Below are 25885 nucleotides of genomic sequence, written 5' to 3' on the forward strand. Positions count from 1 at the left end.
GATGCTCCGGATGTGGAAATGCCTTTACGCAGCGAAAGCGCTGCCCAGTTGTTGCCAGAATGGAGGCCGATGGCTGGCCTTCCTGCTCAAGCCTCGCCTGGCCGGCAGGAACGCTACCGGCGGCGTGGTCAAGGTGCCGCCGGTAGATTGTCGTCGAAAGGTCTTGCTGCCAGCCATCAGCCGTGTTCCGCTACGTCAACAAAAAGCAGGGAGGCGTGCCGTGCTGTTGAGTAACCGTAGCGCCAGCGTCTGGGTGCGCACCGCCATCGTCATTGCGCTGGCGATTATCTTTGCGCTGCCGATGGCGATAACGCTGTGAGGCGTTCCCTAAGTGACGAAGACACTGACTTCGACGCCGCAATCGAGACGGTGCCGCAATGGCTGCTGGCCGCGATCAATCTCGTGAGCGTGATGGTGCTTGCGATGCTCCGGATGTGAAAATGCCGCCCGAAAGCGGCTGTCAGGCGAGCCGTCGAGGTGCCTCGCCAGTGATCGTCGATCGCCTGGCAGAATGCAGGACATTCCTATCGGCGCTCAAAATGCCGCCGAGCCATCTTGCGGGAGACCGTCAGATGACGCAGAAGTTCAAACTGGGGTTTGATGGGAGGCCAGCGAAGCTAAATGTACGCCTATCTGCTTTTTTCGATAAAGAACCCGGCATACCTGCCCGAAATTCATTCATTCATTGCTTCGGCTTCGTCGCTTCTACCGCCCGGTTTCAGCACAGCCCCGGTGGTCGTTCAGCCATCAGACGAATACTTACTTTGCTATTGGGCCGCACCTTATGCGGCTCACCATGCAAAGAATGTGAACCCCGGCCACACTGAATGTCCAAATGGAACTTTCTTTTGTAGCAACTACGCCGCGCGCGACATCCTCGGTCCGGAGAACGGCATTTCCAAAATTTCAAAGGTCAACAGCGGACAACTTTCGTTCGACCAAAGTCCTGGCGGTGTGGCAGCGTGGGTTTGGATAGCCGCAGACGCTAAGTCGGCCATGTCGTGGAGCACCGTGCCTTCTGCAATCACGACCTTCATATCCAAAAATCGAGATGGATTCTGCGTGTCTGGGAACCGGCCGCGGTTTACCTACGCAGCCTCGACGCTCTCGACCGGGTACAGGCCGGCATCGGATTATCTCCCGAAATACATATCGTCTGCCTTTGCCTTTGACGGTGAAACGCCCTACCCAAACACGGTAGCGCTCCAGCCGTCCACCGCAGCCCTGCTACAGAATGGCTGCTATTCAGCAGTCAACCATCCGACGCCGCGGATTGATAACATCCCTCAAACCCGTTCGCTGGAGGAAAAATCGGAGGCGCTGGCGCAATTGTTGCGCGGGGCCTGTTGGGTTGCCCAAGTTACGCCAGCTTCGCTATTTTTGTCCGGAGGCAAGGATAGCCGCACCATCTCGTCAGCGTTCCGAGGCCTCGGGATCGACGGTGTAACCGCCTTCACATTTGGCAATGACACCACGGGAGAAGGCGAGACTGCAAGCCTCGTCGCTGGAGAAGCCGGGTTCTCGTTCACTTACAAGACGCAGCGTATTGTCACAGATCCCCTCAAGGCGCTCACTAACGCCCTCAAGCACTCGGATGGCCTTGGGACATCATTTGCCCACCAATACCATTATGATTCGGATCTGAGCTTCACAGCCGCGCGATCATCGTTTCACGGACATGGGCACCTTCTGCGCGGCGGCTTTGCCAGAACGATGAAGCAGGATGGCGATTACATTGAAAAATTCATCAGATCGGCGTTCATATCACCGTATGTCACGCGCCACGCCTCGGAGACGACTACGCGCGCTTTGAATGAATACTTACAAAAGAAGCTGCCGGCGATAGCTCGAGAGCCGCTCGACAATCTCTTTCTCTCAAACAGGGATTATCGTCTTGGCCTATTCAGCGCGCCAAGCGCGTTGGAACTGACTTCTAAGACGATGATGTGTTATCCGCTCTTGGACGAGCGCATAGCACAGTTCGCCGCCGCCCTCAGTGTCTATGATCGCATCTCGGAGCGTGTGGTATTCGGCGCGATCACAAAGCTCGCGCCGTCAGTCGCGGACATCCCTCTTTTCGGCGAAATTTGGCGTTTCGACCGTGACCACGGACGGACGAACTTTGTCGACAGCGATCACAACTTTGACGCTGGCTATGAAAAGCGGGTCCCGCAACAGGCTAACAAGTTTACGCACCTTACGACGCCGCAGAGCGCCCTGCAGCGGGACGCCGATAACTTCCCTGCTGTTGAACGCAAAAGGCAAATCGCTGAACTCGTCATGGATAGTCGAGTTTGGGCGGATGTAAGGCCCTGCTTAACCGCCGATCTTCAAGCCGAAATTTCGCTGCGAGCGCTGGGCCGCCCATCGGATTTATCAGGCAAGGGGCATAATGAGCAGTTCGCGATTAATGCCTTCCTTGATCGCGTTGGTGTCGCGGCGGCGATATACGACATCAGATGGTAGGAACGCGCCGTGAGTTTCTCGTGGGCCTGGGGGGCATCGCATTCGCGGCGCGCGCTACGGCTTATGCCCCTGTAAACGTCAGAGACTTCGGAATTGGCGGCAACGGTCTAACCGACGAGACGGAGGGTTGGAAAGCTCTTGCCCGACAAGCGCTGCAGCAGCCGAATGTGCCCATTCGAGGCAACAGGGGCGATGTCTACCGCATTGACGGGGATACCGCGATCGAGATGCCCGACGCCTGCCAGTTAATACTGGACGGTGCCCGCTTTTTGCGAACCAAGCCAGTGCCCCGCGGGCGCTATCTGCTGACATTCGGAACCGATGCTTTAGTCGATCACCTAGATGTCGAGATCGGCGAAGGCGCAGGCTTCAGTCGCCTCCTGCGCTTCTATGATCGCGCCCACATAGAAGCGATTGGCCTAAGAGCCGCCCGCCGGATGAAGAACAAGTCCTCCGACCTGGACGCAGCAGTCCTGTTTGTTGGCAACCAAAACAAGCGGACTGTGGCAGACGATCAGGCCGGACATTTCAGTCTTGGCAGGATCGAATCGTACAATATCGACTCTGTCGTTCTCTTCACCCAATTCGCCGTGGCAGCCGGACAGCCCAACCCGCTGCGTGACATTTCTATAGGGACATGTCGCTTCCGAAAGGCAGTGCTCGGCCTATACCTCCGAAATGTTAGGTCAGGCGTTGTTGACGATGTTCGTCAGTCCGAGCTAGCGGACGGCGCTCAATCAGGCGAGGTCGGAGGCAACGCAATTCTTTGCAGTGGCGTACAAGACCTCGTCTTTCGGCAAATCGAAGCGAATGACACCCCCTCACACGGGATGAGGTTGGGTGGCCCGACAAAGGATACATTCGAGCAAGAGACTGCCAATGTGGACATTCAGAGCTTCAAATCGAGGCGCTCGCTTCGATCGGGCTTCAAGTGCAAGCCAGGCGTAGATGGCTCTCGAGCGCGCAACGTCATCTTGAAGAGGGCCGAGATATACGATTGCCACTTCGGAAACGCCCCAAGCACGAACGAACAGGGCGTTCTCTTGGAATGCGTTGACGGATTTAGCTCCGACTACATTTCGATCGGGGTGCGAGAGGCGCTAGATGGCACGTCCAGTCACGATGCAGTCCATCTTTCCTGCGTTACTGAAGCCCGCTTTGGCCGGCTAGATTCGGAAAAGCCCGTCCGGCATCACATCTGGATCAATACCACGCCGCAGGCTAACTATGCCCGCGGGCAAGCCAAGAACATCATTTTCGAAACGGTAAATGGCCGCGGCGCAGGTGGAGCTAACGTCGGCGTAGATGGAGCCGATCAGGAAATCGGGAATATCAAGATCCGCCGCGGCAACTTTGAAGGCGGAAAAGGCGTGCTCGACGTGCGGAGCGGCCAGCTCGTTGCCCCGATACAGATCGATAACGATGCTGGATCAGTGCAATGCGCGCCCGGGGTGGATCGGCGGCTAGTACGTGTCGGCGTCAAATCTTGCTAGACGTTCGGGTTGGCTGCACCTACGGCAAGTCGATAACGCCTCCTACCGGCAAACCGCCTCTTGCGCACGGTCAGCCGATCAAGCAAAGCAACGGCGTTCAAGTGGAGTGACAAAATGGCTACAATAACGCGCGTCGAGGGACCGATGATAAATGACCTGACGCCGCCGCTCGATCGCAAGCGGCGGCTCTCCCCCCGAGAGCGGCGTTCGGTCTACTCCCACAGGTTAAAGGTCCCCGCATACCTCAATGGTCAGGGCCGAATTGCCGAGCATCTTCTGAAAGGCATCTTTTACGAGGCCAACTTGCTCGTTCACATTTGGCAGGCTGATATCCAGGGTATCTATCTTGATGTTGGCGCTAACATCGGAAACCACCTCGCCTTCTTCGCGCACAAAACGCACGCGAGCCATATCTTCGCCTTCGAACCTGTCGCCGAGCACGTCGGAACATGTCTGGATATAGCTAGGCTGAATGGGTATCAGCACAAGGTATCGGTCGTCCCCTTCGCCGTCTCGGACCGCCCGGGGATGCTCAAGTACACCTATCAACTGCTCAGCCATTATCCCAAGCGGGCGGCCGCGGCTGTTAAATTGGACGACGTTGTCCCGCCCGGCGTCGGGCTTATCAAGATGGACATTGAGGGCGGCGAGCCTGCGGCTCTACGCGGAGCAAAGCGCATCCTGTCAGAAGATCGGCCTGCCCTTTACATTGAGGCGCACGATGATGAAGCATTGGAAGTTCTCATGAAGGAGCTCAGGGCGTTCGACTATGAGTTGACCGGCGCCGTCTTCAACGCCTCGCCTACCTACGAAATTGTCCCGTCGGAGAAGGTCGAATTTTTTAAATCAATTCAGAGCGAGGGGTCCAAATGATCTCGATTGATAGCGAGGCCGAATATGACAAAGCTCTTGTACTTTTGCGCCAATTAATCCGGTCTCCAGAAGGCTCAAGAGCAGATGAGGTGATCTGAGCCCTTAAAACTGGATCGCTTTGGGTTAGAGTTTTCCGCGTCGTTTCCCATGGGCTGGGAGGAGCGGAAGACGATGAAGGATTCGAAGTTCTCGGACGCGCAGAAGGCGTTCATCCTGAAGCAGGGTGCGGATGGGATTCCGGTGGCGGAGATCTGCCGGCGGGCGGGAATCAGCCAGGCGACCTATTTCAACTGGAAGAAGAAGTACGACGGGCTCCTGCCGGCCGAGATGCGCCGGCTGAAGCAGCTCGAGGACGAGAACGCGAAGCTGCGCAAGCTCGTCGCCGACCTCGCGCTGGACCGTGAGATGCTGCAGGACGTCATCCGCCGAAAGCTCTGAGGCCTGGTCGCAAGCGCGAGCTCGTTGGCGTGATGTGTGGCGAGTGGCAGGTGTCGATCCGGCGGGCCTGTGCGGTCCTCGAGTTCGACACGTCGAGCTACCACTACAAATCGTGCCGGCCCGACCAGGCCCCCTTGGCAGCCCGGATCAAGGCGATCTGCGAGACCCGCGTCCGTTATGGCTATCGCCGCGTCGACGTGCTGCTGCGGCGCGAGGGCTGGCATGTCAATCAGAAGCGGATTCGAAGGATCTACAATGAGTTAGGATTGCAGCTCAGGAACAAGACACCCAAGCGCCGGGTCAAGGCGAAGCTGCGCGAGGATCGCGCGCCGGCGACGCGGCCGAACGATGTCTGGGCAATGGACTTTGTCCATGATCAGCTCGCCACAGGTCGCAAGATCCGGGTTCTGACGGTGGTCGACACCTTCTCGCGCTTCTCGCCGGCGGCCGATTCCCGCTTCAGCTACCGGGCCGAGGACGTCGTCGCCACACTGGAAAAGGTCTGCGCAAAACTGGGCTATCCGAAGACGATCCGGGTCGATCAGGGTTCCGAGTTCGTCAGCCGCGACCTTGACCTGTGGGCCTATGCCAAGGGCGTCACGCTCGACTTCTCGCGCCCGGGAAAGCCGACGGACAATGCCTTCATCGAGGCGTTCAATGGGCGCTTCCGCAGTGAATGCCTGAACACGCATTGGTTCCTGACGCTTGCGGATGCCGCCGAAAAGATGGAGGCTTGGGTCAAATACTACAACGAGGATCGGCCGCACGGGGCCATCGGCAACAAGCCTCCGATCCTGCTGCAAAATCCCGGCGGAGCACCCAGCCCACCGCCGTGATCGAAGGCCGGAAACTCCAGCCTCCGGCGGTCCAGCAAATGGTCTCGAATCATCTGGATCAGGCGGCCGGCGCGCTCCCATGTCGCATAGTTCCCGGTCGGCTCAAGCTCGATCGTCTTCTCCGGCAGGTAGAACTTGCCGAACGCGGGGAACCCGCCCGTCGGCTTTCGAAAGAGCAACACCGCCGCAGCGATGTCGACCTTGCTCGCCAGATCGAGCCCCATCGTGCGGCATCCCGGCGAAATCCTCCATGCGAAGATCAGGATCCCCGCAGGCCATCCACTTAGCAATGTTGAAATAGGCGTCCTTCGCGAACACCCACTCGTTGAGATGCTTGGTCCGAAAGGCACTCGCCTTGCGGGCGTTGTTGATCGCGTCGCGCTGCTGCGATAGCAGGAACTCGCCCTTCACCGAGACATCGAAGTTCGGGTTCGCCTTGCGCAGCGTCTCTGGCTTCGTCCAGTCGTCGCCCGGCTGGTAGTCCTCGTCCTCAGGTTTCCCGTGCGGGCCGTCGATCCCGTACATCAGCGCGAAGAGTTCGGGATCGTCAGTGATCCCGTCCAGCATCCGGCGCGCTTCCGTCACCATCTGGTAGCAAGGCCCGGCGACGTTGGCGCCGGCGGTGGTGATGATCAGCATGAGCGGCTGCTCGCGCGCTCCCATGCCGGTTTCCATGGTCGAGACCATGTCGTCGGTCTCGTGCTCGTGGTACTCGTCGATCAGAGCGCAGTGCGGCGAGGAGCCGTCACCGGGCTTGCCGATCAGCGGCTCAAACCGGCTCTCGTTGCCGAGCATGTGCAGGTTCGAAGCATTGACCGTGAGGCCGACCGCGCTTGCTAGCTGTGGCGATTTCAGCGCCATCAGGCGAGCGGGGCGAAACACCTCCCAGGCCTGTTTCTCAGTAGCGGCGCCGGAATACACCTCCGCGCCGTGCTCGCCGTCCATCGTCAGCATGTAGAGCCCGATCGCGGCCGCCCATGCGGACTTCCCGTTCTTGCGGGGTTCGAGAATGATTGCCTTCCGGAAGCGGCGGTATCCGTCCGACTTCCTCGGCCACCCGAATAAGGCCGCGGTCTTGAAGACCTGCCACGGCGAGAGAATGAGCCGCTCGCCTTTCGCCGCCCACTCCCCCTTAGTGTGCGGCAGCAGTTCGATGAAGCGGCATGGCTTCGCGGCAGCCTTGGCACAGAACCGATACAGGAAGACGGCGGTCGACAGCATGGGCTATCTCTCGACGGCCGATCAGAACATGATCGCGATGGCGGCGAGCCGATTGGAAGAAGTCGAGATCGCGACCGCCCGCGTCGAGGACGAGGGTCGGACCTACGGTACATCGAATGCCGCCGGCGAGCGGATGATCCGCCCGAATCCCATGGTCGCGCAGAGGAGCGATGCGTCATGCTCATGCGCTGCTGTCCGAGCTGGGCCTCACGCCGTCGGCGCGGTCGAAGGTCTCGGCCAGCAAGAAGACCGATGACAATCCCTTCAAGGCTCTGATGGGCGGTGGCTAAGAATTTCGCGGGCATCGCCGAGCGCTACGCTCGCGATGTCGTAGACCAGAAAATTCCGGCCTGCCGATGGGTACGGCTATCGTGCCAGCCTCATCTCAATGACCTGCTTGCCTCGAAGATCGTCGCGCACAGGCCGGCGAAGATCTCGGTCGCCCGACTCGACAACCACAGCGGCGCATCAGGAGCACCCTTCGGAGCTTCCGGCTCGTCCGGGTTCATCCGACACTTCTGCGCCGTGCCCGGTACGACCTTCGGGTGAGAGGGTTTGCGCGGTCGCGCCATGAGAATTCACCCTGCACTGAGGCAAGCGACAAATCAGCTTGGTTTTGCACGCGCAGAAAGATGACGGGGCACGCGGTCCTGAGAGGGGAAGCACTGAAATTTGGACATCCCCGCCCCCTATTGCGTCTGCGCAATCTCGCCGAACACTTCGCGTCCGATGGCCATTGCCCGCTTGCTGGTGAGGCGAAGGGCCGAGGCTCCTATCTCGCCTCTGTGCCACATGACCTCTAGCCTGGCCTTCACTCTGTCGCGGCAGATGCGACAACAGGATTGCCAGTTGCCGACGTCCCAGAAGAGACCCTGATCGCCTCGATGCGGGACGATGTGGTCGACGATCTCGGCCGGGACTGTCCTGCCTCTGGCCTCACAGCCTACGCAGAGCGGATGCTGAGCCTTGAAGGCGAGGCTGGCTCTATCCCACCGCGCGGAGTAGCCACGGTCCCGCGCTGAACCTCTGCGCTCGTCGACTTGTTTTGCGTTGCGTGACAGGCGAGATGCGGGCAAGGCGATGCCGGGGTGGTAGAGATGGCATCGGATCAGTCCTGACCGCTCAGACCGCGGCCGACCGCTAGGCTGCGGCGCCTTTGCCACAAAACCGTGCATTCGGGTGGGCGGATTATGGTTAGCAATCTCCTAACGAACTACCGTCGATAAGCTTTCCACGGGGGTTCGCTGGGAACGCCACTCATGAGCCGTTTGCTGACCTGTCTCGCTTTGTGCCTATGCGTGTCTGCTGGCCTCGCATTCGATGCAGACGCCGCTGATCTTGCCAACCCGCTAGCTTACGCTCCGCCAGTGGTGGCGCGCTCCCTGATCTCCGAGATCCGGAGTGGCGTGTTTGCTCATGCGCTCGGAACTCATGAAGATGGCTCCGTCGACATCAACGGCGAGATCCTGTTCTCGAAGCCGATCTTGCCAGCGGACCCGCTGATGGCGTTCCTCGTGCCCCGGCTGCATCTCGGCACCACGATCAACACGGCAGGCGATACCGGCCAGTTCTATGCCGGTTTCACTTGGACCTACGACATCACGCCGAAGGTGTTCATTGAGGGCAGCGTCGGTGCCGGATTTCACACGGGTGAGACCGGCCGCTTCCGGGTGCCCGATCGCCTGAGCCTAGGCTGCTCTCCCCTGATACGAGGCACCGGCTCGGTCGGCTACCGCTTCAGCGAGAACTGGTCAATCATGGCGACCGTCGAGCACATCTCGAACGCCAATCTGTGCCATGCCAATCAGGGCCTGACGAACTACGGCGTGCGCGTCGGCTACACGTTCTAAGAATTATCTCGGTGGTTTGACGTCCCGCGTGCGGTCAGGCAGGGCGTCAACTGCCTCATCGACTCCCTGATCCTTGTGAAGGACGCCTTCCCGCAGCACCTTTGTCGCAGCGTCGGCTTTCTTCTTCGGATCGGTTGGTAGCCCTTTCGTATCAGGGGTCGCCTTAAGGCCGATGTCCTTGGGCTTCTTTCCCTCGTTCCTGGCAGTCGCGGCGAAGGTCGCGAGGGATTTCCCTTGACGACGAAGCGCTGGGGATCGCCCTGTCCCGCCAGCAACGGCCCAGACGCGAACAGATACCGCGTGAAGGTGCCAACATCGCCATCAAACGTCGTTCGAGCGCCGACCGTCACAACCTTCCGGCTGCTCGGCCAGAATGTTCGGCAACCCGCTTCCTCCAATCCGGCCGCAGCCTTCGCCTCGCAGCGTGGCCCGGTGTAGACGAGGACCGTACGCGTCTGGAAGCACTCGCACGGTGCCTGGCACAAGGTCACGGCGTCCGCCTATTGGGACGAGTACGCCCCGATCAAGAAATCAGCCGACGACTTCGAGTGGGTCGAGACCGGCGAGTTCTGGCCGGACAGCGGCAAGCCGAAGTTGAAGAAGAAGCCGATAGGCGAGGTTCGCGCGAAGCTCGACACCTCCGGCCAGTGGGGAAAGATGCCCCGGCTCATGCTGGCGAAGGTCGCCGAGGCGCTGGCGCTGCGCAAGGCATGGCCAGACGACTTCAGCAACGTCTACGCAGCCGAGGAGGTTGACCGCAGCCGAGCGGCCGAGATGACGGCATGGGAGGGCGAAGCTCTTCACTGCATCGAGCGAGCTCTCGGCAATCATTGGCTCGGGAGGCTCTCGTGACCGACTACGATCACATCGCCGCGGCGCTCATCGTCCTGATCGGAATCGGTTGGCTGATTTGGCGCGCGCTCGACCGCCGCATCTACGGTGCCGACCCGCAGGCCGAGCCGCACGGCGACATTCCGGGGCCATCCAAATGAAGGATGGCGCTACCAATGCCTCGGGACACCTTCGCTTCGCCTACCCCTCTTCCCGTTGAGGGTTTCGGCGGCTGGCCAAATCGATCGAGGCCACGAAGACCGGCGACATGGTGTTCATCGCCAAGCCAGACGGCACCGCCATGACCAAAGAGAGCTTTGGCAACTGGTTCGCGGAGGCCTGTGTCGCAGCAGACGTTCCCGGCCGCGCCCATGGCCTTCGGAAAGCCGGGGCTACGCGTGCAGCCAACCGAGGCGCATCCGACGCTCAACTCGACGCGATTTTCGGCTGGAGCGGTCGCGGGATGGCGGCTCTCTACACCAAGAATGCGAACCGCCAACGCCTCGCGGAAGAGGCCGCTTCGCTCCTGATCCCAGAACCGAAAAAGAACGCCTATTCCCGCACCCTGTCACCAGGCGCGGGTAACGTCGCCAAAAAAGAGGAAAATCAGATGCTTAGAAAAATGGTGGTGGGGGAAGCAGGACTCGAACCTGCGAAGGCATAGCCAGCGGATTTACAGTCCGCCCCCTTTGCCGCTCGGGACATTCCCCCGCCTGCGCCCTTGATCGGCTCTGTGAGCCCAGGGCCACCGATATGTCACTTTCGCGACGACCGGTAGGCGCGGCCGGACTTATGGTGACCGGGCCGCGCCCTGTCAACGGCAAAAAGGCGGATGGCGCGAATTCGTTGTGATGGGGCGCCGTGCCGAAGCGGGGCCGAGCCCGAAGGGCTCGCAAGGGCAACCGTCCAATCGGAGCGGTGAGCGAAACGAACGCGCGAGAGATACGAAAAATCAGTCCACAACCGGTCAATTCCCGGCATGCCCGTGACCGACGATGAAGGCGACCCGCTCGGCAACACTCGCACGGGGCAGTTCGATCAGTTCATAGCCATAGCGGGGATAGGTCTCGGCCATGACCGCGTGGGTCCGCTCCGCCTCGGCGAAATCCTGCTTGCGTTCGGCGTCCTGCGCGAAGATGCCCCGCCAGGGCGGGGCGATGAAAACGGTGCGGCGATAGCGCAGCTGCCACGCCGCCCGCTCGACATGGTCGGGAATCGGCAGGCCGCAGAGCGCCAGATACCCGGCGATATCGGGCACGCCGCGGTCGAAGAACACGCTTTCCCGCCCCGCGAGCGCCTCGGCGTGGCTGCGCAGGTCGGCTGCCAGCATCAGCTCGGCGAACAGGGCAGGATCGGCCCAGGGCAGCCCCCGGCCGCCGATTATCTGCTGGTCGCGGATGATCGCGCGACCGGCCTCGGGCCGCACCGCGTGACCGCGCCCCGCCAGCGCTTCGATCAGGCTGGTCTTGCCCGAACCCGGCCCTCCGGTGATCGCGATCAGCCTGTCCGTCTCGCCTGGCATCATGGTTCCTGTCCTCGCGGATCTGTTGGCAAAAGGGTGGTTCGCGCTGGCCAAGCGCGCCGCGTCGTGGCACGGCAATCCGGCAATCACTGGAGAGAGCGATGGCTCCGCCGTTCCGCCCGAAACATGCCAGGCCCGCCGGAGGCAGACCTGGCGCCCGCCGCCCCGACGGTCCGCCGCCGCACCGGCCGGGCGAGATCGACGAGGCCGTGCTCTACGGCGTGCATCCCGTCATCGAAGCGCTGAAGAATCCGCAGCGGCGCCACAGGCGTCTGCTCGCCACGGAGAATGGCCTGCGGCGCCTGCAGGAGCAAGTCGAGGTCCTGCCGCTCGAAGCCGAGATCGTGCGCCCCTCCGAGATCGACCGGCTGCTCACCCCCGACTCGGTGCATCAGGGCCTCTATCTCGTCTGCGATCCCCTGCCCTCGCCCGATCTCGACAGCCTGCCGGACGATTGCGTCGTGCTGGCGCTCGACCAGATCACCGATCCGCACAATGTCGGCGCGATCCTGCGCTCTGCCGCGGCCTTCGCCGCAGCCGCCGTGATCGTCACGATCCGGCACTCTCCAGCGGCGACCGGCGTACTGGCGAAATCGGCCTCCGGCGCGCTGGAGCATGTGCCGCTGATCGCCGTGCGCAATCTCGGCGATGCGCTCGATACGCTTGGCAAGCGCGGCTTCCTGCGCATCGGCTTCGATTCGGACGGCGATGTCGCGCTCGACGACGTCGCCCTGCGCCGCCCGCTGGTGATGGTGATGGGCGCCGAGGGCAAGGGCCTGCGCCAGCGCTCGCGAGAGCTTTGCGACCATGTCGCGCGGCTCGAAGTGCCCGGCACGATCACCAGCCTCAACGTCTCGAACGCGACGGCGATCGCGCTTTACGCGGCCAGCCGCCGCAAGTGATCGACCTGCGCGGCGCGCCAGGCTGAAAAGCGCGCTAACCCGTCCTTTTCCGGCCTGCATCCGCTCCTCACCGATAGTCTTATAGACGAACGGTGCACGACCAAGTGCCTGATTGCCCCTGCGACAATCCGCGCGCAATCCTCTGAATCGAGCTGGAATGACGGGACTCACCGGCCTTCCGGCAGCGCGGCCATCGTCATTTTAGAACGCGAACCGCGCGAAATGGGCTTGCCGGCATGCCCGGCTTCAGGGCTTCACCAGGGGAGACAAACGCCATGAGCATGGCATCGCAAGCATCGGACTCGCGGGCAGCGCCCCGTCCGATGACCAAGGAGGAACGGAAGGTCATCATTGCCTCGTCGGCCGGCACGGTCTTCGAGTGGTATGACTTCTATCTGGCGGGTTCGCTCGCCGCCAACATTGCACAGACCTTCGTGCCCGGCGACAACGACACGGCGAAGTTCATCTTCGTGCTGTTCGGCTTCGCCGCGGGCTTCGCGGTCCGCCCCTTCGGCGCCCTGTTCTTCGGCCGCCTCGGCGACATGATCGGCCGCAAATACACCTTCCTGGTCACGATGACCGTGATGGGCATCTCCACCTTCGTCGTCGGCCTCCTGCCGAGCTTCCAGACGATCGGCTATCTCGCGCCCGCCGCCTTCATCATCTGCCGCCTGCTGCAGGGCCTCGCGCTCGGCGGCGAATATGGCGGCGCCGCGACCTATGTCGCCGAGCACGCTCCGATGGGCCGGCGCGGCTTCTACACCTCGTGGATCCAGACGACCGCGACGGTCGGCCTCTTCCTGTCCCTGATCGTGATTCTCGCCCTGCGCCTCAGCATGTCGCCGGAAGCCTTCGCGGCCTGGGGCTGGCGCATTCCGTTCCTGCTCTCGATCATCCTGCTCGGCTTCTCGATCTGGATCCGTCTCCAGCTCTCCGAATCGCCGGCCTTCGTGAAGATGAAGGAAGAAGGCACCCATTCGAAGGCCCCGCTCTCGGAAGCCTTCGGCAACTGGCAGAATGCCAAGATCGGCCTCATCGCGCTGTTCGGTGGCACCGCCGGCCAGGCGGTCGTCTGGTACACCGGCCAGTTCTACGCGCTGTTCTTCCTGACCCAGACGATGAAGATCGACGGCACCACCGCCAACCTGCTGATCGCGCTCTCGCTGCTCGCCGGCACGCCGTTCTTCATCCTGTTCGGTTGGCTCTCCGACAAGATCGGCCGCAAGCCGATCCTGCTGGCCGGCTGCCTGATCGCCGCCCTGACCTATTTCCCGCTCTTCACGATGCTCGCGAAGACCGCGAATCCGAAGCTCATCACCGCGACGGAGACCGTCAAGCTGGTGCTCACCTCCGACCCAGCCCAGTGCGGCACGCTCTTCGACCCCGTCGGCGTGCGCACCTTCACCAAGCCATGCGACGTCGTCCGCCGCACCCTGGCGACCAACTCGATCCACTACGATCTGGTCGCTGGCCCGGCAGGCTCGCCGCTCAAGGCCTCGATCAACGGAGCTGACGCCCCGGCGACGGCCGCCGAGCTCGTCGCCGCCGCCCAGGCCGCCGGCTATCCCAAGGCCGGTGACCCGACCATCCTGAAGACGCCGACCATCGGTCAGGTCCTGACCGACAGCCGCGCTCTGCAGGCCGCGGGTATCCTGTTCATCCTCGTGGTGTTCGTGACCATGGTCTACGGCCCGATTGCCGCGCTGCTGGTCGAGCTCTTCCCGACCCGCATCCGCTACTCCGGCATGTCGCTGCCCTACCACATCGGCAACGGCTGGTTCGGCGGCTTCCTGCCTCCGACCGCCTTCGCCATCGTGGCGGCCAGCGGCAACATCTTCTCGGGCCTCTGGTATCCGATCATCGTGGCGCTCGGCACCTTCGTGATCGGCCTGCTCTTCCTGCCGGAGACCAAGGATCGCGACATCCTGAAGTGATCATCGCCTGGCGGCGATCCGGGCCCCGCCTCCCAAGGCGGGGTCTTTTTCATGGGCACAGATACACAGGCTTGCCCTCGCGCCGCGCGGCTGGTAACCGCTGCTTCGGTCGACTTCGGGGCACATTTTTCCGAGGCGACAGCTTCCGGCCACAGGGCGGAATGCGACGGCGCCGGCGTAGCACAGCGGTAGTGCAGCGGTTTTGTAAACCGAAGGTCGGGAGTTCGATCCTCTCCGCCGGCACCATGTCTAGACGATCATGATGAACGCTCCGATGCGGCACCGCTTGCCGGATCGCGTTCGATTCCGAGCTTACGGCGCGGGCTTCGCCGAGGGCATCGAGATGACCTTGCCGTCCGGCATGATGATGTCGCCGGGCTTCTGGCCGGCCGCGCATTCGCCGAGGCGTTTGGCCTCGACGACCAGCTTGCGCTCCACGGGAGCGGATTGACCGGGCATTCCGCTCAGCTTCGTCGTCCCTTCGGTCCGGACCGACGTCTCGAAATCGCCGGTGATGACGCTGCTGCCGGAGGCCTTGATCTGGCCGACCGCGCATTCCGTCTCGACGGCGTAGCCCGTTGCCGTCTTCGTCACCAGCATCTTCGAGCACGCCCCGGCGGCAAGCCCGCCGACGATCGACTGGTCGGTTCCCGGCCCAACGCATTGCTTCGCGATCGTTTCGCCCTCGTTGCCGGTCGATTTCGTCTCCCACAGCCCGGGCTTGCGTTGCGGAATCTGCTGCTGTGCGACGGCGGGCAGCGCAACGAGAAGACCGAGTGCGGCAATCAACACAGGTTTCATGGGACGCTTTCCGATCTGAAATGGGCGATGTCCAGACAAGACGGGCGCGCCAAGGCCAGAATGAGGCAGCGCCTCGCAGGGCCGGCGAGACGACCGGGAAAGCGGCCTTGACAGATCGGCTGCTCCGGGAACGTTTGGCAGGCCGGGCGGTTACCCATCCGGTCAAGCTCCGGGAGGCTTCGATGAAGGCCATTGTCCTCATGCTCGCCCTTCTTCTGAATGCCGGAATGGCGACGGCGCAAACGCGCCCCTCGACGGTCTCGCGCCCCTGTGCGGCGAGCCAGCGCGATGTCCAGGTCAACGGCGCCATCGTGCTGGGGACCGGCGGCTACACCTATGATCGCTTCGTGCGCGACCGCAGCTTCTGCGAGTTCGACGAGGGCCTGGACCCTGCCTTCGTGCCGAGCCGGGACAGCCAGACCTGCTTCGTCGGCTATCGCTGCAAGAGCCAGTCGCGCTGGTTCAACGACTGACGCGCGTTTCCTGCTCGGAACCTCGCGCTTCCCGCGACGTTCCCTTGGGTGGGGCGAAACCCCGGTCTTCCAGGGAGGTTCGCATGCGTCGTCTTCTTCTCGTCACCGCGTCCATCGCACCATTGCTTCTGGCCACCGGCCTGGCCGCATCGGCCCAGCCGCATTTCGGCGGCGCCGGCTTCCGGCATGGCGGCGGAGGCTTTCATTCACGCGGTATCGGCATGAGGCCGCACGGTATGCGGCCGGCCTTCCCCGCCTATCGACAGAATATCCGCTCCAGCTGGCATGGCGGCGGATGGGGCTGGCGCCGCGCCGGCCATTATCCCTATCGTGGATATCGCCGCGGCTACCCCTATTGGGGCGCCGCCTCGGGCCTGGCGGCGGCAGCCACGCTCGGCGCGATCGCAACTTATCCGTACGAGCCGGCCTATCCGGTCTATCCGGCTTACGAGGCGATACCGGCGGCGGAGGGCGGCCAATGCAGCACGCCGGTCAAGATCTGCACGCTCTATGAGCCGGCCCCGATCGGGATCGGGTGCTCCTGCCGCGTGCCGGGCGGCCGTGCCCGCGGAACGGTCATCGGTCCCTGAGGTCGGCCGGCCGGCATCGTCATTCCATGGCTGGCCGACAGGCGCGATGATGGGCTAGAAGTCACAGCTTGCGGCGCCGCCCTGCAGCGCGCCGATCTCATCGATCCTTGTACGGACCGGAATGGACGACCGGACTCAACTTCTCTCGCTCGCGGCCCGGTGCGAGGCTTCCAGCAAGCCCGATCGCGAGCTCGATGCCGATATCTACGAGGCGCTGGGCTTCGTCGTGCGGCGCAAGCCGGCACGGCTGGTCAATCGTCGCACGCCGGCCGGCGGCATCTACCAGCATGGCTCCTTCTGGAAGACGCTCGGGACGGTCAGCGCCGATATCGACATCGCCGTGTCGCTGCTGCGGCAGAAGGCGCCCGGCTGGAACTGGAGCCTGCAATGCCTCGCAAGCGACGACAGCCTGGCCTTCCAGGCGCTCGTCGCCGATTGCTCGGGCCAGGGTGTCATGGGCTCCCTCGCGCTCTGCGCCGCGATGCTGCGCGCGCTCGCACGGCGTGAGCCAGCCGCGCCCGCCGCCTCCTCGGACCCGCGCCTCACGGAAACTTGACCTACCGGCAAGCCCTTGCGGTTGAACGCAAGGCGGCCGCCGCTAGTCTGCCACTCACCCGAGGGGAGAGAACAGACCATGCAGGACACAGATTTCACGCGCCGTGCCGCTCTGGTCGGCACCGGTGCTTTCATTGCCGCTGCAACACTCGATCTGCCCGGGCCCGGCCCGGCCCAGGCACAAGGAATTCCCGTGAACCAGGCCCCCGGATTCTACCGCTACAAGATCGGCGACATCACCCTCACCGCGATCAATGACGGCTTTGGCAAGCGCCCGCTCGAAGGCTTCGTCCGCAATGCCGAGCTCGCCGATGTGAAAAAGGCGATGGAGCAGGCCTTCCTGCCGCAGGACGCGCTCAACATCACCTTCACCACGCTGGCGATCCAGCAGGGCGGCAAGCTCACCTTGATCGACACCGGCAACGGCGATTCGGGCGCGCCGACGTCCGGCACCTGGATGGCGAATTTCAAGGCGGCCGGCCTCGACCCGAAGGACGTCTCCGGCGTCGTGTTCAGCCATTTCCACGGCGACCACATCAACGGCTTCCGGCTGAAGGACGGCACGGCCGTGTTCCCCAACGCGGAGGTGATGGTGCCGGCGGCCGAATGGGCCTTCTGGATGGACGACGCGAAGATGAATGCCGCGCCCGAGGGCATGAAGGGCGCCTTCGCCGGCGTGCGCCGCGTCTTCGCACCCGTAGCCAAGGACGTGAAGCAGTTCGAGCCCGGCAAGGAGCTCCTGCCGGGTCTGACGCCGATCGCGGCGCCCGGCCATACGCCAGGTCACACCGTATTCGCGCTGACCTCCGGCAACGGCAAGCTGATGATCATGTCGGACACGACCAATCATCCCGCGCTCTTCGTGCGCAACCCCGATTGGTCGGCCGTGTTCGACATGGACGGCCCGCAGGCGGCGGCGACGCGGCGCAAGCTCCTCGACATGGTCTCGACTGACCGGATGCAGGTCGCGTTCTACCACGCGCCCTTCCCCGCGACCGGGCATATCGCCAAGGACGGCAACGGCTTCGAGATGGTGCCGGTGCAGTGGAGCACGGCGCTCTGAAGCCCTGACACTTGCCGCAGACACGAGGCCGGGCATCTCGCCCGGCCTTTTTCTTGGGCGGCCGGCCTCGCGGCCGGCTGCCGGGTCATGGTAAGCCTGCCGGGACACTGCCGAGGCTGCCGTTTCAGGATATGTGATGACCGAGCGATTCGGGGCGATCTCCTTCGTCGCCAGCGATACTCCCGAAGCGGAAGCGGCGCTGGCCCGGCTGGTCGAGCGCTACGGCAATGCCGACCCGGCCGATGCCGAGGTGATCGTCGCGCTGGGCGGCGACGGCCTGATGCTGCAGACCCTCCACCGCTTCCTCGGCACCGGCAAGCCGATCTACGGGATGAACCGGGGTTCGGTCGGCTTCCTGATGAACGAGTTCAAGGAACGCGGCCTGCGCAAGCGTCTCGAGGCAGCGCAGCGCAGCGTCGTGCATCCGCTCTCGATGCAGGCGGTAGATCAGCACGGCAAGACCGTGCAGGCCCGCGCGATCAACGAGGTCTCGCTGCTGCGGCGTTCCTACCAGGCGGCGAAGCTGCGGATCTCGGTCGATGGTCAGGTACGCCTGACGGAACTGATCGCCGACGGCGTGCTGCTGGCGACACCGGCCGGCTCGACCGCCTACAATCTCTCGGCCAATGGCCCGATCCTGCCGCTGGATGCGCCGCTGCTTGCGCTGACGCCGATCTCGGCCTTCCGCCCCCGGCGCTGGCGCGGGGCGTTGCTGCCCGACCATGCCCGCGTCTCGATCGAAGTGCTGGAGGCCGAGAAGCGCCCGGTCAGCGCCGTCGCCGATCACACCCAGATCGACGAGGTCCGCTCGGTCGAAATCGAGATCGATCGCAATGTCGATCTCGTGATGATGCACGACCCCGGCCACAGCCTGGACGAGCGCATCCTGCGCGAGCAGTTCGGCTACTGAAGCGGTCCGGGCTCAGGCCGCGTCGCGCAGATCGCCTTCGGCGAGTTCGATCAGGAAGGACGGATCGGCCTCGACCAGCAGCGCGAGCGCGGCGTCGTCCGCAAGCGAATCCGCCAGGCCGCGCGCCTCCTCGCGGGCGGCCTCCGCATCCATGCGACGCAGCAGGCCCATCAATCCGTCGACCTCCGGCCCTTCCAGTCTTTCGCAGGCGATCAGGACCGCGCGCAAAAGGCTGCGATCAATGCCGTTGCCGGCCGCACCGCGATCGAATCCGCGCGCGTTGAGGGCGAGGATTGCGGCCGCAAAGGCCGGCTCCAGCGAAGCCGGAAGCCCGGCCTTGCGGCAAAGCGCCTTCAGCCCGGCGCCGCGCTTGTCGCGCAGCAGCGCCGCCACGCGCTCCTCGGGCAAGCCGGACAGGGCGACGAAAGCAGCCTCGGCCAAGGCCGGCTCGCCGCTGAGCAGGGAGCGCAGCATCAGCCCGGACGTCAGCCGGCCGGTAACCCTGAGCACCTCGACGATCGCCGGCGCATCGCTGGCTTCGCCACCGGCAGCGAGCGCGACCGCGACCCGCTCGGTCGATTCGCGCGCCAGCCGGGCGCTGCGCTCGGGCGTCAGCCAGCCGCAACCGGTCACAAAATTCGCCAGTGTGTCGGAGACCTTGGCGGCGATGGCCTGGCGCAAGCCGCCCGGCAGATCGGCGCGTTCGAGCAGCGCCTCGCGCAGGGCGCCATTATCGCCATGCCGCTCGATCATGCGTTCGAGCGAGAAATCGGGGATCTCGGCCGTGCGGTTGCCGGCGAGCGTGACGAGCGCCTCTGCACAGCCGACTTCGGCGAGCGCGGCACAGACGCCAAGCGGCAGGCAGCGGCGCATGGCGATGGCCTTCTGGGCGAGCGTATCGCCGATCGCGGCGGCATCGACGAGGTCGGCCTCGGTCAGCACCGGCGAATGCGCCAGGACGAGCGCCGCGACATCGCTCTGCTCGGCGATCAGGCTGAGCGCGAGATTGCGCGGCGTGCGCATCGAGGGCGCCATCTCCTCGGCGATCGCCCGCCGCACCAGCGGCGAGGGATCGTCGATCAGCGCCATCAATGCCGTCTCGGCCTCGTGCCTGTCCTCGTCGGACATGCCGGAGCGCAGATAGGCCGCCGCGAGACTGGCGGCACCGCTCGCGCGTGCCTCCGCCGGTGCGGTACGAGCCCAAAGCAGGAAGCGCCGAACGATCATGCTCCGCTCCGCTGAATCATGAAGGAAGACAGGTCGAGCGGCCCGCTTCGTCGTGTCGTCACCGGCTGCGAGGCCGCCACGGCGGGCTGGGTCAGGTCGGTCGGCCGCGAGGGCGGCAGCGGCGCGTTGACCGCCTTGGCCGTGGCGCCGACAGACGCTGCATCAGCAACGGGATTGGCATCCGACATCGTGGTTTCGCTCTGGCCGGAGCGCGGGAAATAGCGTTCGCCGCCTTCGAGCGAGGCCATGCGCGTGCCGCCACGCGGCGGTGTCGTCCAGAGATTGGCGACGGCTTTCGAGACCGGATCGCGCGAGCCGCCGGTCGAGAACAACCCGACGAGGCCCCTGGCACGGCCTTCACGCAGCCCGGCAGCCACCTCGGCAACCGGGATATCGCCCTGCCCCGCCTGCGCGCTCTGCGTCACGTTGGCCGCGACCTGCGTGCTGGCATGGCTGGCGGCCAGAACCCCATAGACTTCCTGCACGCTGCGCGCACGGCCGGCCTTGTCGTAGAAGATGCCGCGATTGGCGGCGGCGGCGTCCGGGAAATCGCGCGCCGCCACGCGGCCGGGGTCGCTGGCCACGGTGCGGATCAGGTCGGAGGCGCCGCGTGCGCCGAGCACATGCGCCATGTAGAGCTCGCCGGCCTGCGGCTGTCGCCCGAGGCTCGAGGCAAGCTGGTCGCGATTCTTCTGGGTCAGCGCGCCGGCCATCACGGCCGCGACCTGCGGATCGTTGCGCAATTGCAGGATCTTCTCGCGCGCCACCGGGTCGGAGACGCTGAGGCGCCCGCCGCTCTCGCTGATCGCGTCCGCATATTGCGAGAGGCCCTGCTTGGGGCCCTCCTGCTTGACCATGGCGAGCCAGGTCTGCTCGATGAACTGGAACAGTCCCGTCGCGCTCGATGTGCTCGCCTTGGCCGTCGGCTCCAGCGAGGATTCGCGCTGCGCCGTCTTGAGCAGATAGTCGAAGCCCGCCCCCGTCCGCTCCGCGCCCTGGCGGATCGCGCTGACGACCGGGCTCGCTGGCTGCGCTTCGCGGCTCTGGCTTGACGGGGTGGTGAAGAGGAACATCGAGACCTTCGGCGGCGGCCTTGCGCGCATTGCGAAGGCACGCCTCGAAATTGCCTCCATTATGGTAAGCGAACCGTTAAGATGGACCTCATGCCGCTGGGGCAGCAGCGCTTTCCGCTTCCCTCCCCGCAGAGGTCCCTCTACGACTTCTCGTTCCGGCTCAGCAGCCGGGATGATGTGGACGGAGGCGTCGATGGCGGATGTGGTGCGTCACAAGCGTGGCGGGATCTATTTCGAGGATTTCCAGGTTGGTGCGGTCATCGAGCACGGCCTGACCCGAACCGTCACGCAGATGGACAACATGCTGTTCTCCAACATGACGCTGAACCCGCAACCCCTTCATATCGACGCGCATTTCTGCGCCACCGAAACCGAATGGGGCAAGCCGCTGATGAACTCGCTGTTCACGCTCGGCCTGATGATCGGCATCTCCGTCAACGACACCACGGTCGGCACCACGATCGGCAATCTTGGCATGACCGACGTCGTCTTCCCCGCCCCGCTCTTCGAGGGCGACACGATCAACTGCACCACCGAGATCGCGGCCAAGCGCGAGTCGCGCTCGCGTCCCGATGCCGGCATCGTCGAGTTCGTGCACAAGGCCTACAAGCAGGACGGCACGCTGGTCGCCCAGTGCCGCCGACAGGCCTTCATGCGCAAGCGCCCCGCGCCTGCCACGGTCGCGGTCTGACCCGCATGCGCTCGCTCCTGTTCGTGCCGGGCGACAGCCCGAAGAAGCAGCAGAAGGGCCTGGAATGCGGCACTGATGCGCTGATCCTCGACCTCGAGGATTCCGTCGCGCTCGACGCCAAGCCGCAGGCGCGCGAGATCACCCGCGCCTTCCTCGAATCGACCCGTGCCCTTCCGAAACGCCCCCTGCTGATCGTCCGTATCAATGGCCTGGCGACCGGGATGAGCGATGCCGATCTCGACGCGATCATGCCGGGTGCGCCCGACGCGATCATGCTGCCCAAATCGGAGGGCGGCACCGATGTCGGCCACCTCGCCGCGAAGATCGCCGTGCGCGAGGCCGAGGCCGATCTGCCGGACGGCATGACGCGCATCCTCCCGATCGGCACCGAGACCGGCAAGGGCATCTTCGGGCTCGGCAGCTATGCCCGCTCCTCGCACCGCCTGATGGCCCTGACCTGGGGCGCGGAAGACCTCTCCGCCGATCTCGGCGCCGAGACCAACCGGCTGGAGGACGGCTCCTACGCCGATCCCTACCGCCTCGCCCGCGCGCTGACCCTGTTCGCGGCCACGGCAGCCCAGGTCGAGGCGATCGACACCGTCTTCACCAATTTCCGCGACGACGCCGCCTTCCGGGCCGAATGCCTGGCTGCGCGCCGCGACGGCTTCACCGGCAAGATGGCGATCCACCCGGCGCAGGTCGCACCGATCAACGAGATCTTCGCGCCTTCGCCGGCGGCGCTCGCCAAGGCGCGGCAGATCATCGCCCTGTTCGAGGCCAATCCCGGCGCCGGCGTCATCGGCCTCGATGGGGAAATGCTGGATCGTCCCCATCTGATCAGGGCAGAGCGGCTCGTCGCACGAGCTCGCAAACTGGCTGAATGAACCGCCGGAGGCGATTCGAATGACTCAGGTTTTCGAGATTTCAGGGATGCATTGCGGTGGCTGCGCGTCTCGCGTCCAGCGAGCCGCGACCGCGCTCGCTCCCGGAGCGATGGTCACGCTCGATCCGCCACGCCTCACGCTGCCAGAAGGCGCGAGCCTCGATGCCGAGGCGATCAACAAGGCGCTGGCGGAGTTCGGAGATTACCACGCCAAGCCGCTGGCGGGTTGAAACGCCTCTATCCGCCTGCCGGACGCGTGATCGAGAACAGGCTCGTCACCTCGGCATAATCGGCATAGCCGCAGCGCGCGATCGGGTTGGCGCCCGCCGTGTCGAAGCGCCCGTCCTTGACGAAAGCATCGTCGATGAAGATGCCGACGACCTGCCCCAGCACCATCCAGCGCGGCACGGCCTGACCGTCGAGGTCGTGCAATTGCTGGACCGAAAGCAGCTTGCATTCGAGCGCGGCCGGCGTGCCGGCGACGCGCGGTGGCTTGACGAACCGCGACGGCGCCATTTCCAGCCCGGCATGAGCATATTCGCTCTCGCCCCGTGGCAAGGGGGCCGAAGTCAGGTTCATCGGCTGCGCCAGCGCCTTGGTCACCAGCGAGCAGGTGAACTCGCCGGTCTCCTCGGCGAAGGCGACGGCATCCTTCTTGTTCTCCGAGGAGAACATCACGATGTTCGGCCGCGACGAGATCGCGTTGAAGAAGCTGTAGGGCGAGAGATTGACCTCGCCCTTGGCGTTCAGCGCCGTGATCCAGCCGATCGGCCGCGGCGCCACGATCGCCTTGAACGGATCGTGGGGCAGGCCGAGATCGTCCTTCGTCGCCGAATAGATCATCGCGTCAGGTCCCGTAATAGCTGACGATATCGGCCATCACCGGCCGGTCGCGATCGGTGATCGGCGCCGTCGGCGTGCCCAGATGGACGAAACCGGCCATCCGCTCGTCCTCGGCCAGCCCGAAGGCGCTCAGCACCTGCCGGTCGAACGAGAACCAGTTGGTCAGCCACGACCCTGCATAGCCCATGGCATAGGCGGCGACGAGCATGTTCATGCAGACCGCGCCGGCCGAAAGCTCCTGCTCCCAGAGCGGGATCTTGGCATGCTCCCGCGCCCGCGAGACCACCCCGACGATGACGGGCGCATAGAGCAGGCGCTTGCGCTCGAACTCGACCTGATCCTCGCTCGCCTGCGGGTTCTTCTCGCGGAAGATGCGCGCGACGATTCCCGCCGCCTCCTCGCGGGCCGCGCCCTTGAAGACGATGAAGCGCCAGGGCGAGAGCTTGCCATGGTCGGGCACGCGTGCGGCGATGGCCAGCAACTCGTCGAGCTGGGAGCCGTCGGGGCCCGGCGCGGTGAGGAACTGCGGCGGCACGGAGCGACGCAGCTTGAGCAGAGAGAGCGTATCGGTCATGAAACATCCGGACAGTGGCTTTGGAATTGACCTATTCCTTCGCCATGATGAGGACAAGCGGAGCTGCTCATACATCGCCGCAGAGCCGCCGAGGACGAAAAGCATGCTTGAATTGGAGCATTTTCAAGCGAAGTGGGCACCGGTTCGCGTGAAGAGAATGCGACACGACAAAAATCCAAATGGTTTTGAAGCTGGCCGCCGCCTTGCGGGCGCCGTCTTCGCCGTGGCCGTCCTGCTTGCGCCCAATCTCGCCGGCGCCCAGGCTCCCGATCCCGGCCCCGGCGCGGACACGCCGCCTCCCGCCCCCATGCAAGGGCAGCCGGTCGCGCCGAACGGACTGGCGCGCCTCTCCGTCTCCGCCCAGTTTGCGGCCGACCGCAAGCCGATCCGCTCCGGGCTGAACTGGCGCGTCGTGAGCGAAAGCGTCGATGGTGCGTCGCCCCGGATCGTCGCACGCTCCTCCGAGCCGGAGCCCGCCTTTTCGCTGCCGCCCGGCAACTACACCGTTCATGCCGGTTACGGCTTCGCCAGCGGCACGAAGCGTGTCAGCCTCAGTCAGCAGGGACTGCGCGATCAGGTCCAGATCAGCGCCGGCGCGCTCTCGCTCGCGGGTTCGATCGGCGATGCCCCGATCCCGGGGACGCTGCTGTCCTTCTCGGTTTTCGTGCCCTTGCAAGGCAACTCGGAAGGCCGGCTGATCACGAACGGCGCCAAGGCCGGCGAGATCATCCGCCTGCCGGAGGGCACCTATCACGTCGTCTCGACCTACGGAGATTCCAACGCGATCCAGCGCGCCGATGTGAAGGTCGAGAACGGCAAGGTGACGGATGCGACGCTGCATCACCGCGCCGCCAAGGTCACGCTGAAGCTCGTCGCCAGTGCCGGCGGTGAAGCCTTCGCCGGCACTGCCTTCAGTGTGCTGACCCCGGGCGGCGACGTCATCCGCGAGGCGATCGGCGCCTTCCCGCAGGTCATCCTGGCGGAGGGCGACTATGTGCTGATCGCCCGGCAGGAGGGGCAGGTCTACTCGCGCGACTTCAAGGTCGAGTCGGGCAGCGACCGCGATATCGAGGTTTTGGCGAAGTAGCCCGAGGCACCCGCCTCAGTTCGTCGGCTTTCCCTTGCCGGCCGTCTCGATCCTCACCGGCCCGATTCCGGCGACGATCCCGTCGGCCAATCGCAGCGCCAAACAGCGGTAACCGGCATCGACCAGATGCAGCCCGTCCATGCCGACGAGTTCCTCCGGCGTGAACTGGCGCGAATTCGACCAGCCCTTCATCATCGCATAGCGGGGGAAGAGCGAGACCCCCTGATCCTGCGCCGTCTTCACCAGCACGGCGCGGTAATCGTCGTAATGCGGGTAGCGCCCCTCGCGCGGCAGCCAGGGCAGGTCCATCAGGATCATCTCGATCCCGGCGGCGCGGGCCTTGCCCACGCCCTTGCGCAGGATCTTGGCGAGCTTCTCCTCGCCGATATCGCGGATCGCGTCGTTGATGACGGTTTGCCAGATCACGATCGCCGGCTTCTCCTCGACGACGTCGGCCTGCATGCGCAGCAGCATGTCATAGGCCGACTGGCCGCCGACGCCCTTGTTGACGACCCTGACCTCAGCCCCGGGCAGGCGCCGGCGCAATTCCGCCTGGAGCACGGCCGGATAGCTCTTGTCGTCGGCGCTGGCGCCGGAGCCCGCGGTCGCCGAGGAGCCCAGCGCCACGACAGTCAGGCGGCCGGTTTCCTGAAGGGCCTTGCGCGCCGCGGGCAGGCGCGGCTGGAACAGGGTCTTGGCCGCTTCCGCACGGCAGCGGATATCGGGCGGCGGCGGCATCGGCGCTGCGC

General features: G+C 64.4%; 29 protein-coding genes, 2 tRNA genes and 1 pseudogene. 22 read left to right on the forward strand and 10 right to left on the reverse strand.

Annotated elements, in window-relative coordinates; translation table 11 throughout:
• The first annotated feature begins 1 nt into the window (after position 1).
• The 5 genes from FHT98_RS02080 (at position 2) to FHT98_RS02100 (ending at position 6106) form a co-directional block, all read left to right on the forward strand.
• Positions 2-319: a hypothetical protein gene (locus FHT98_RS02080; RefSeq protein WP_142112064.1), complete on the forward strand. Its 318-nt coding sequence runs from the start codon at positions 2-4 to the stop codon at positions 317-319.
• Between the two features lie 302 nt (positions 320-621).
• A complete protein-coding gene (locus FHT98_RS02085; protein WP_142112066.1) occupies positions 622-2466 on the forward strand; it encodes an asparagine synthetase B family protein in 1845 nt (614 codons plus the stop codon).
• Positions 2460-3959, forward strand: coding sequence for a hypothetical protein (locus FHT98_RS02090; protein ID WP_142112068.1), 1500 nt, complete (start codon positions 2460-2462; stop codon positions 3957-3959). Before FHT98_RS02085 ends, FHT98_RS02090 begins: the two co-directional genes overlap by 7 nt.
• Positions 3960-4073: 114 nt before the next feature.
• The gene (locus tag FHT98_RS02095) at positions 4074-4832 is read left to right on the forward strand and encodes an FkbM family methyltransferase (protein WP_142112070.1); all 759 of its coding nucleotides are present in this window, start codon (positions 4074-4076) and stop codon (positions 4830-4832) included.
• 171 nt (positions 4833-5003) lie between these two features.
• Positions 5004-6106 (forward strand): IS3 family transposase gene (locus FHT98_RS02100; RefSeq protein WP_142112072.1). Its coding sequence is split into 2 segments (ribosomal slippage): positions 5004-5265 and positions 5265-6106, totalling 1104 coding nucleotides; the frame shifts between segments, so codons are not numbered across the junction.
• Positions 6107-6208: 102 nt separating this feature from the next.
• On the opposite strand, the gene FHT98_RS02105 is transcribed toward FHT98_RS02100, so the two are convergent.
• Positions 6209-7327, reverse strand: a complete 1119-nt coding sequence (locus tag FHT98_RS02105; RefSeq protein ID WP_248309127.1) for a terminase large subunit — start codon at positions 7325-7327, stop codon at positions 6209-6211.
• A gap of 37 nt (positions 7328-7364) precedes the next feature.
• Between FHT98_RS02105 and FHT98_RS02110 the strand changes: the two are divergent.
• Positions 7365-7617: pseudogene (locus tag FHT98_RS02110) on the forward strand (P27 family phage terminase small subunit).
• A gap of 90 nt (positions 7618-7707) precedes the next feature.
• Here the strand turns inward: FHT98_RS02110 and FHT98_RS26600 are convergent.
• Positions 7708-7836 carry a hypothetical protein gene (locus FHT98_RS26600; RefSeq protein WP_282568639.1) on the reverse strand — a complete coding sequence of 43 codons (129 nt, stop codon included), beginning with the start codon at positions 7834-7836 and terminating at the stop codon, positions 7708-7710.
• 750 nt (positions 7837-8586) lie between these two features.
• Here FHT98_RS26600 and FHT98_RS02120 point away from each other — a divergent pair.
• The 4 genes from FHT98_RS02120 (at position 8587) to FHT98_RS02130 (ending at position 10672) form a co-directional block, all read left to right on the forward strand.
• A complete protein-coding gene (locus FHT98_RS02120) occupies positions 8587-9177 on the forward strand; it encodes an acyloxyacyl hydrolase (RefSeq protein ID WP_142112078.1) in 591 nt (196 codons plus the stop codon).
• Between the two features lie 594 nt (positions 9178-9771).
• A complete protein-coding gene (locus FHT98_RS02125) occupies positions 9772-10029 on the forward strand; it encodes a recombinase RecT (protein ID WP_142112080.1) in 258 nt (85 codons plus the stop codon).
• Positions 10026-10169, forward strand: coding sequence for a hypothetical protein (locus FHT98_RS26075; protein ID WP_185745042.1), 144 nt, complete (start codon positions 10026-10028; stop codon positions 10167-10169). Before FHT98_RS02125 ends, FHT98_RS26075 begins: the two co-directional genes overlap by 4 nt.
• 83 nt (positions 10170-10252) lie before the next feature.
• Positions 10253-10672, forward strand: a complete 420-nt coding sequence (locus tag FHT98_RS02130) for a tyrosine-type recombinase/integrase (protein WP_282568664.1) — start codon at positions 10253-10255, stop codon at positions 10670-10672.
• On the opposite strand, the gene FHT98_RS02135 is transcribed toward FHT98_RS02130, so the two are convergent.
• Positions 10635-10719 (reverse strand) — tRNA-Tyr (locus FHT98_RS02135). The two genes, FHT98_RS02130 and FHT98_RS02135, sit on opposite strands and share 38 nt — an antisense overlap.
• Before the next feature lie 256 nt (positions 10720-10975).
• Positions 10976-11530: an AAA family ATPase gene (locus FHT98_RS02140; protein ID WP_142115658.1), complete on the reverse strand. Its 555-nt coding sequence runs from the start codon at positions 11528-11530 to the stop codon at positions 10976-10978.
• Between the two features lie 101 nt (positions 11531-11631).
• On the opposite strand from FHT98_RS02140, the gene rlmB reads away from it, so the two are divergent.
• From rlmB to FHT98_RS02155, 3 genes are all read left to right on the forward strand, one after another.
• A complete protein-coding gene (gene rlmB / locus FHT98_RS02145; RefSeq protein ID WP_142112084.1) occupies positions 11632-12432 on the forward strand; it encodes a 23S rRNA (guanosine(2251)-2'-O)-methyltransferase RlmB in 801 nt (266 codons plus the stop codon).
• Positions 12433-12707: 275 nt separating this feature from the next.
• Entirely contained in the window at positions 12708-14366 is a 1659-nt protein-coding gene (locus tag FHT98_RS02150) for an MFS transporter (protein ID WP_185745043.1), read from the forward strand.
• A 171-nt stretch (positions 14367-14537) separates the two neighbouring features.
• Positions 14538-14612: transfer RNA gene (locus FHT98_RS02155), tRNA-Thr, on the forward strand.
• Positions 14613-14678: 66 nt separating this feature from the next.
• Here the strand turns inward: FHT98_RS02155 and FHT98_RS02160 are convergent.
• On the reverse strand, positions 14679-15167 hold the full coding sequence (locus tag FHT98_RS02160; RefSeq protein WP_061967101.1) for a DUF3617 domain-containing protein: 489 nt from the start codon (positions 15165-15167) through the stop codon (positions 14679-14681).
• 182 nt (positions 15168-15349) lie between these two features.
• Here FHT98_RS02160 and FHT98_RS02165 point away from each other — a divergent pair, with 182 nt between their 5' ends.
• From FHT98_RS02165 to FHT98_RS02185, 5 genes are all read left to right on the forward strand, one after another.
• Positions 15350-15640 (forward strand): hypothetical protein, encoded by a 291-nt coding sequence (locus FHT98_RS02165; protein WP_142112086.1) that lies wholly within the window; start codon positions 15350-15352, stop codon positions 15638-15640.
• An 83-nt stretch (positions 15641-15723) separates the two neighbouring features.
• Positions 15724-16230 (forward strand): hypothetical protein, encoded by a 507-nt coding sequence (locus FHT98_RS02170; protein ID WP_142112088.1) that lies wholly within the window; start codon positions 15724-15726, stop codon positions 16228-16230.
• A 121-nt stretch (positions 16231-16351) separates the two neighbouring features.
• On the forward strand, positions 16352-16786 hold the full coding sequence (locus tag FHT98_RS02175) for a hypothetical protein (protein WP_142112090.1): 435 nt from the start codon (positions 16352-16354) through the stop codon (positions 16784-16786).
• Positions 16787-16864: 78 nt separating this feature from the next.
• Positions 16865-17848: an MBL fold metallo-hydrolase gene (locus tag FHT98_RS02180; RefSeq protein WP_142112092.1), complete on the forward strand. Its 984-nt coding sequence runs from the start codon at positions 16865-16867 to the stop codon at positions 17846-17848.
• Positions 17849-17984: 136 nt separating this feature from the next.
• Positions 17985-18758: an NAD kinase gene (locus FHT98_RS02185; protein ID WP_061967091.1), complete on the forward strand. Its 774-nt coding sequence runs from the start codon at positions 17985-17987 to the stop codon at positions 18756-18758.
• Between the two features lie 12 nt (positions 18759-18770).
• Here FHT98_RS02185 and FHT98_RS02190 read toward each other — a convergent pair whose 3' ends face one another.
• A complete protein-coding gene (locus tag FHT98_RS02190; protein WP_091856619.1) occupies positions 18771-19985 on the reverse strand; it encodes a DUF2336 domain-containing protein in 1215 nt (404 codons plus the stop codon).
• Positions 19982-21058 (reverse strand): lytic transglycosylase domain-containing protein, encoded by a 1077-nt coding sequence (locus tag FHT98_RS02195; protein WP_142112094.1) that lies wholly within the window; start codon positions 21056-21058, stop codon positions 19982-19984. The genes FHT98_RS02190 and FHT98_RS02195 overlap by 4 nt, the downstream gene beginning before the upstream one ends.
• A 193-nt stretch (positions 21059-21251) precedes the next feature.
• On the opposite strand from FHT98_RS02195, the gene FHT98_RS02200 reads away from it, so the two are divergent.
• Genes FHT98_RS02200 through FHT98_RS02210 form a run of 3 tightly spaced genes read left to right on the forward strand, consistent with a single transcriptional unit; the run spans position 21252 to position 22862 of the window.
• Entirely contained in the window at positions 21252-21749 is a 498-nt protein-coding gene (locus FHT98_RS02200) for a MaoC family dehydratase (RefSeq protein ID WP_061967083.1), read from the forward strand.
• Between the two features lie 5 nt (positions 21750-21754).
• The gene (locus FHT98_RS02205; protein ID WP_061967081.1) at positions 21755-22633 is read left to right on the forward strand and encodes an HpcH/HpaI aldolase/citrate lyase family protein; all 879 of its coding nucleotides are present in this window, start codon (positions 21755-21757) and stop codon (positions 22631-22633) included.
• A gap of 19 nt (positions 22634-22652) precedes the next feature.
• Positions 22653-22862 carry a heavy-metal-associated domain-containing protein gene (locus tag FHT98_RS02210; RefSeq protein WP_142112096.1) on the forward strand — a complete coding sequence of 70 codons (210 nt, stop codon included), beginning with the start codon at positions 22653-22655 and terminating at the stop codon, positions 22860-22862.
• A 7-nt stretch (positions 22863-22869) separates the two neighbouring features.
• Here FHT98_RS02210 and FHT98_RS02215 read toward each other — a convergent pair whose 3' ends face one another.
• Positions 22870-23475, reverse strand: coding sequence for a flavin reductase family protein (locus FHT98_RS02215; RefSeq protein WP_142112098.1), 606 nt, complete (start codon positions 23473-23475; stop codon positions 22870-22872).
• Positions 23476-23479: 4 nt separating this feature from the next.
• A complete protein-coding gene (locus tag FHT98_RS02220) occupies positions 23480-24049 on the reverse strand; it encodes a nitroreductase family protein (protein WP_142112100.1) in 570 nt (189 codons plus the stop codon).
• A gap of 157 nt (positions 24050-24206) precedes the next feature.
• On the opposite strand from FHT98_RS02220, the gene FHT98_RS02230 reads away from it, so the two are divergent.
• A complete protein-coding gene (locus FHT98_RS02230) occupies positions 24207-25136 on the forward strand; it encodes a collagen binding domain-containing protein (protein WP_142112102.1) in 930 nt (309 codons plus the stop codon).
• Positions 25137-25151: 15 nt separating this feature from the next.
• On the opposite strand, the gene FHT98_RS02235 is transcribed toward FHT98_RS02230, so the two are convergent.
• Positions 25152-25874, reverse strand: coding sequence for an SGNH/GDSL hydrolase family protein (locus FHT98_RS02235; RefSeq protein WP_162766518.1), 723 nt, complete (start codon positions 25872-25874; stop codon positions 25152-25154).
• Between the last annotated feature and the right edge of the window lie 11 nt (positions 25875-25885).

Origin of the sequence: Allobosea sp. AK1 (assembly GCF_006714945.1) — a bacterium.
GTDB lineage: Bacteria > Pseudomonadota > Alphaproteobacteria > Rhizobiales > Beijerinckiaceae > Allobosea > Allobosea robiniae.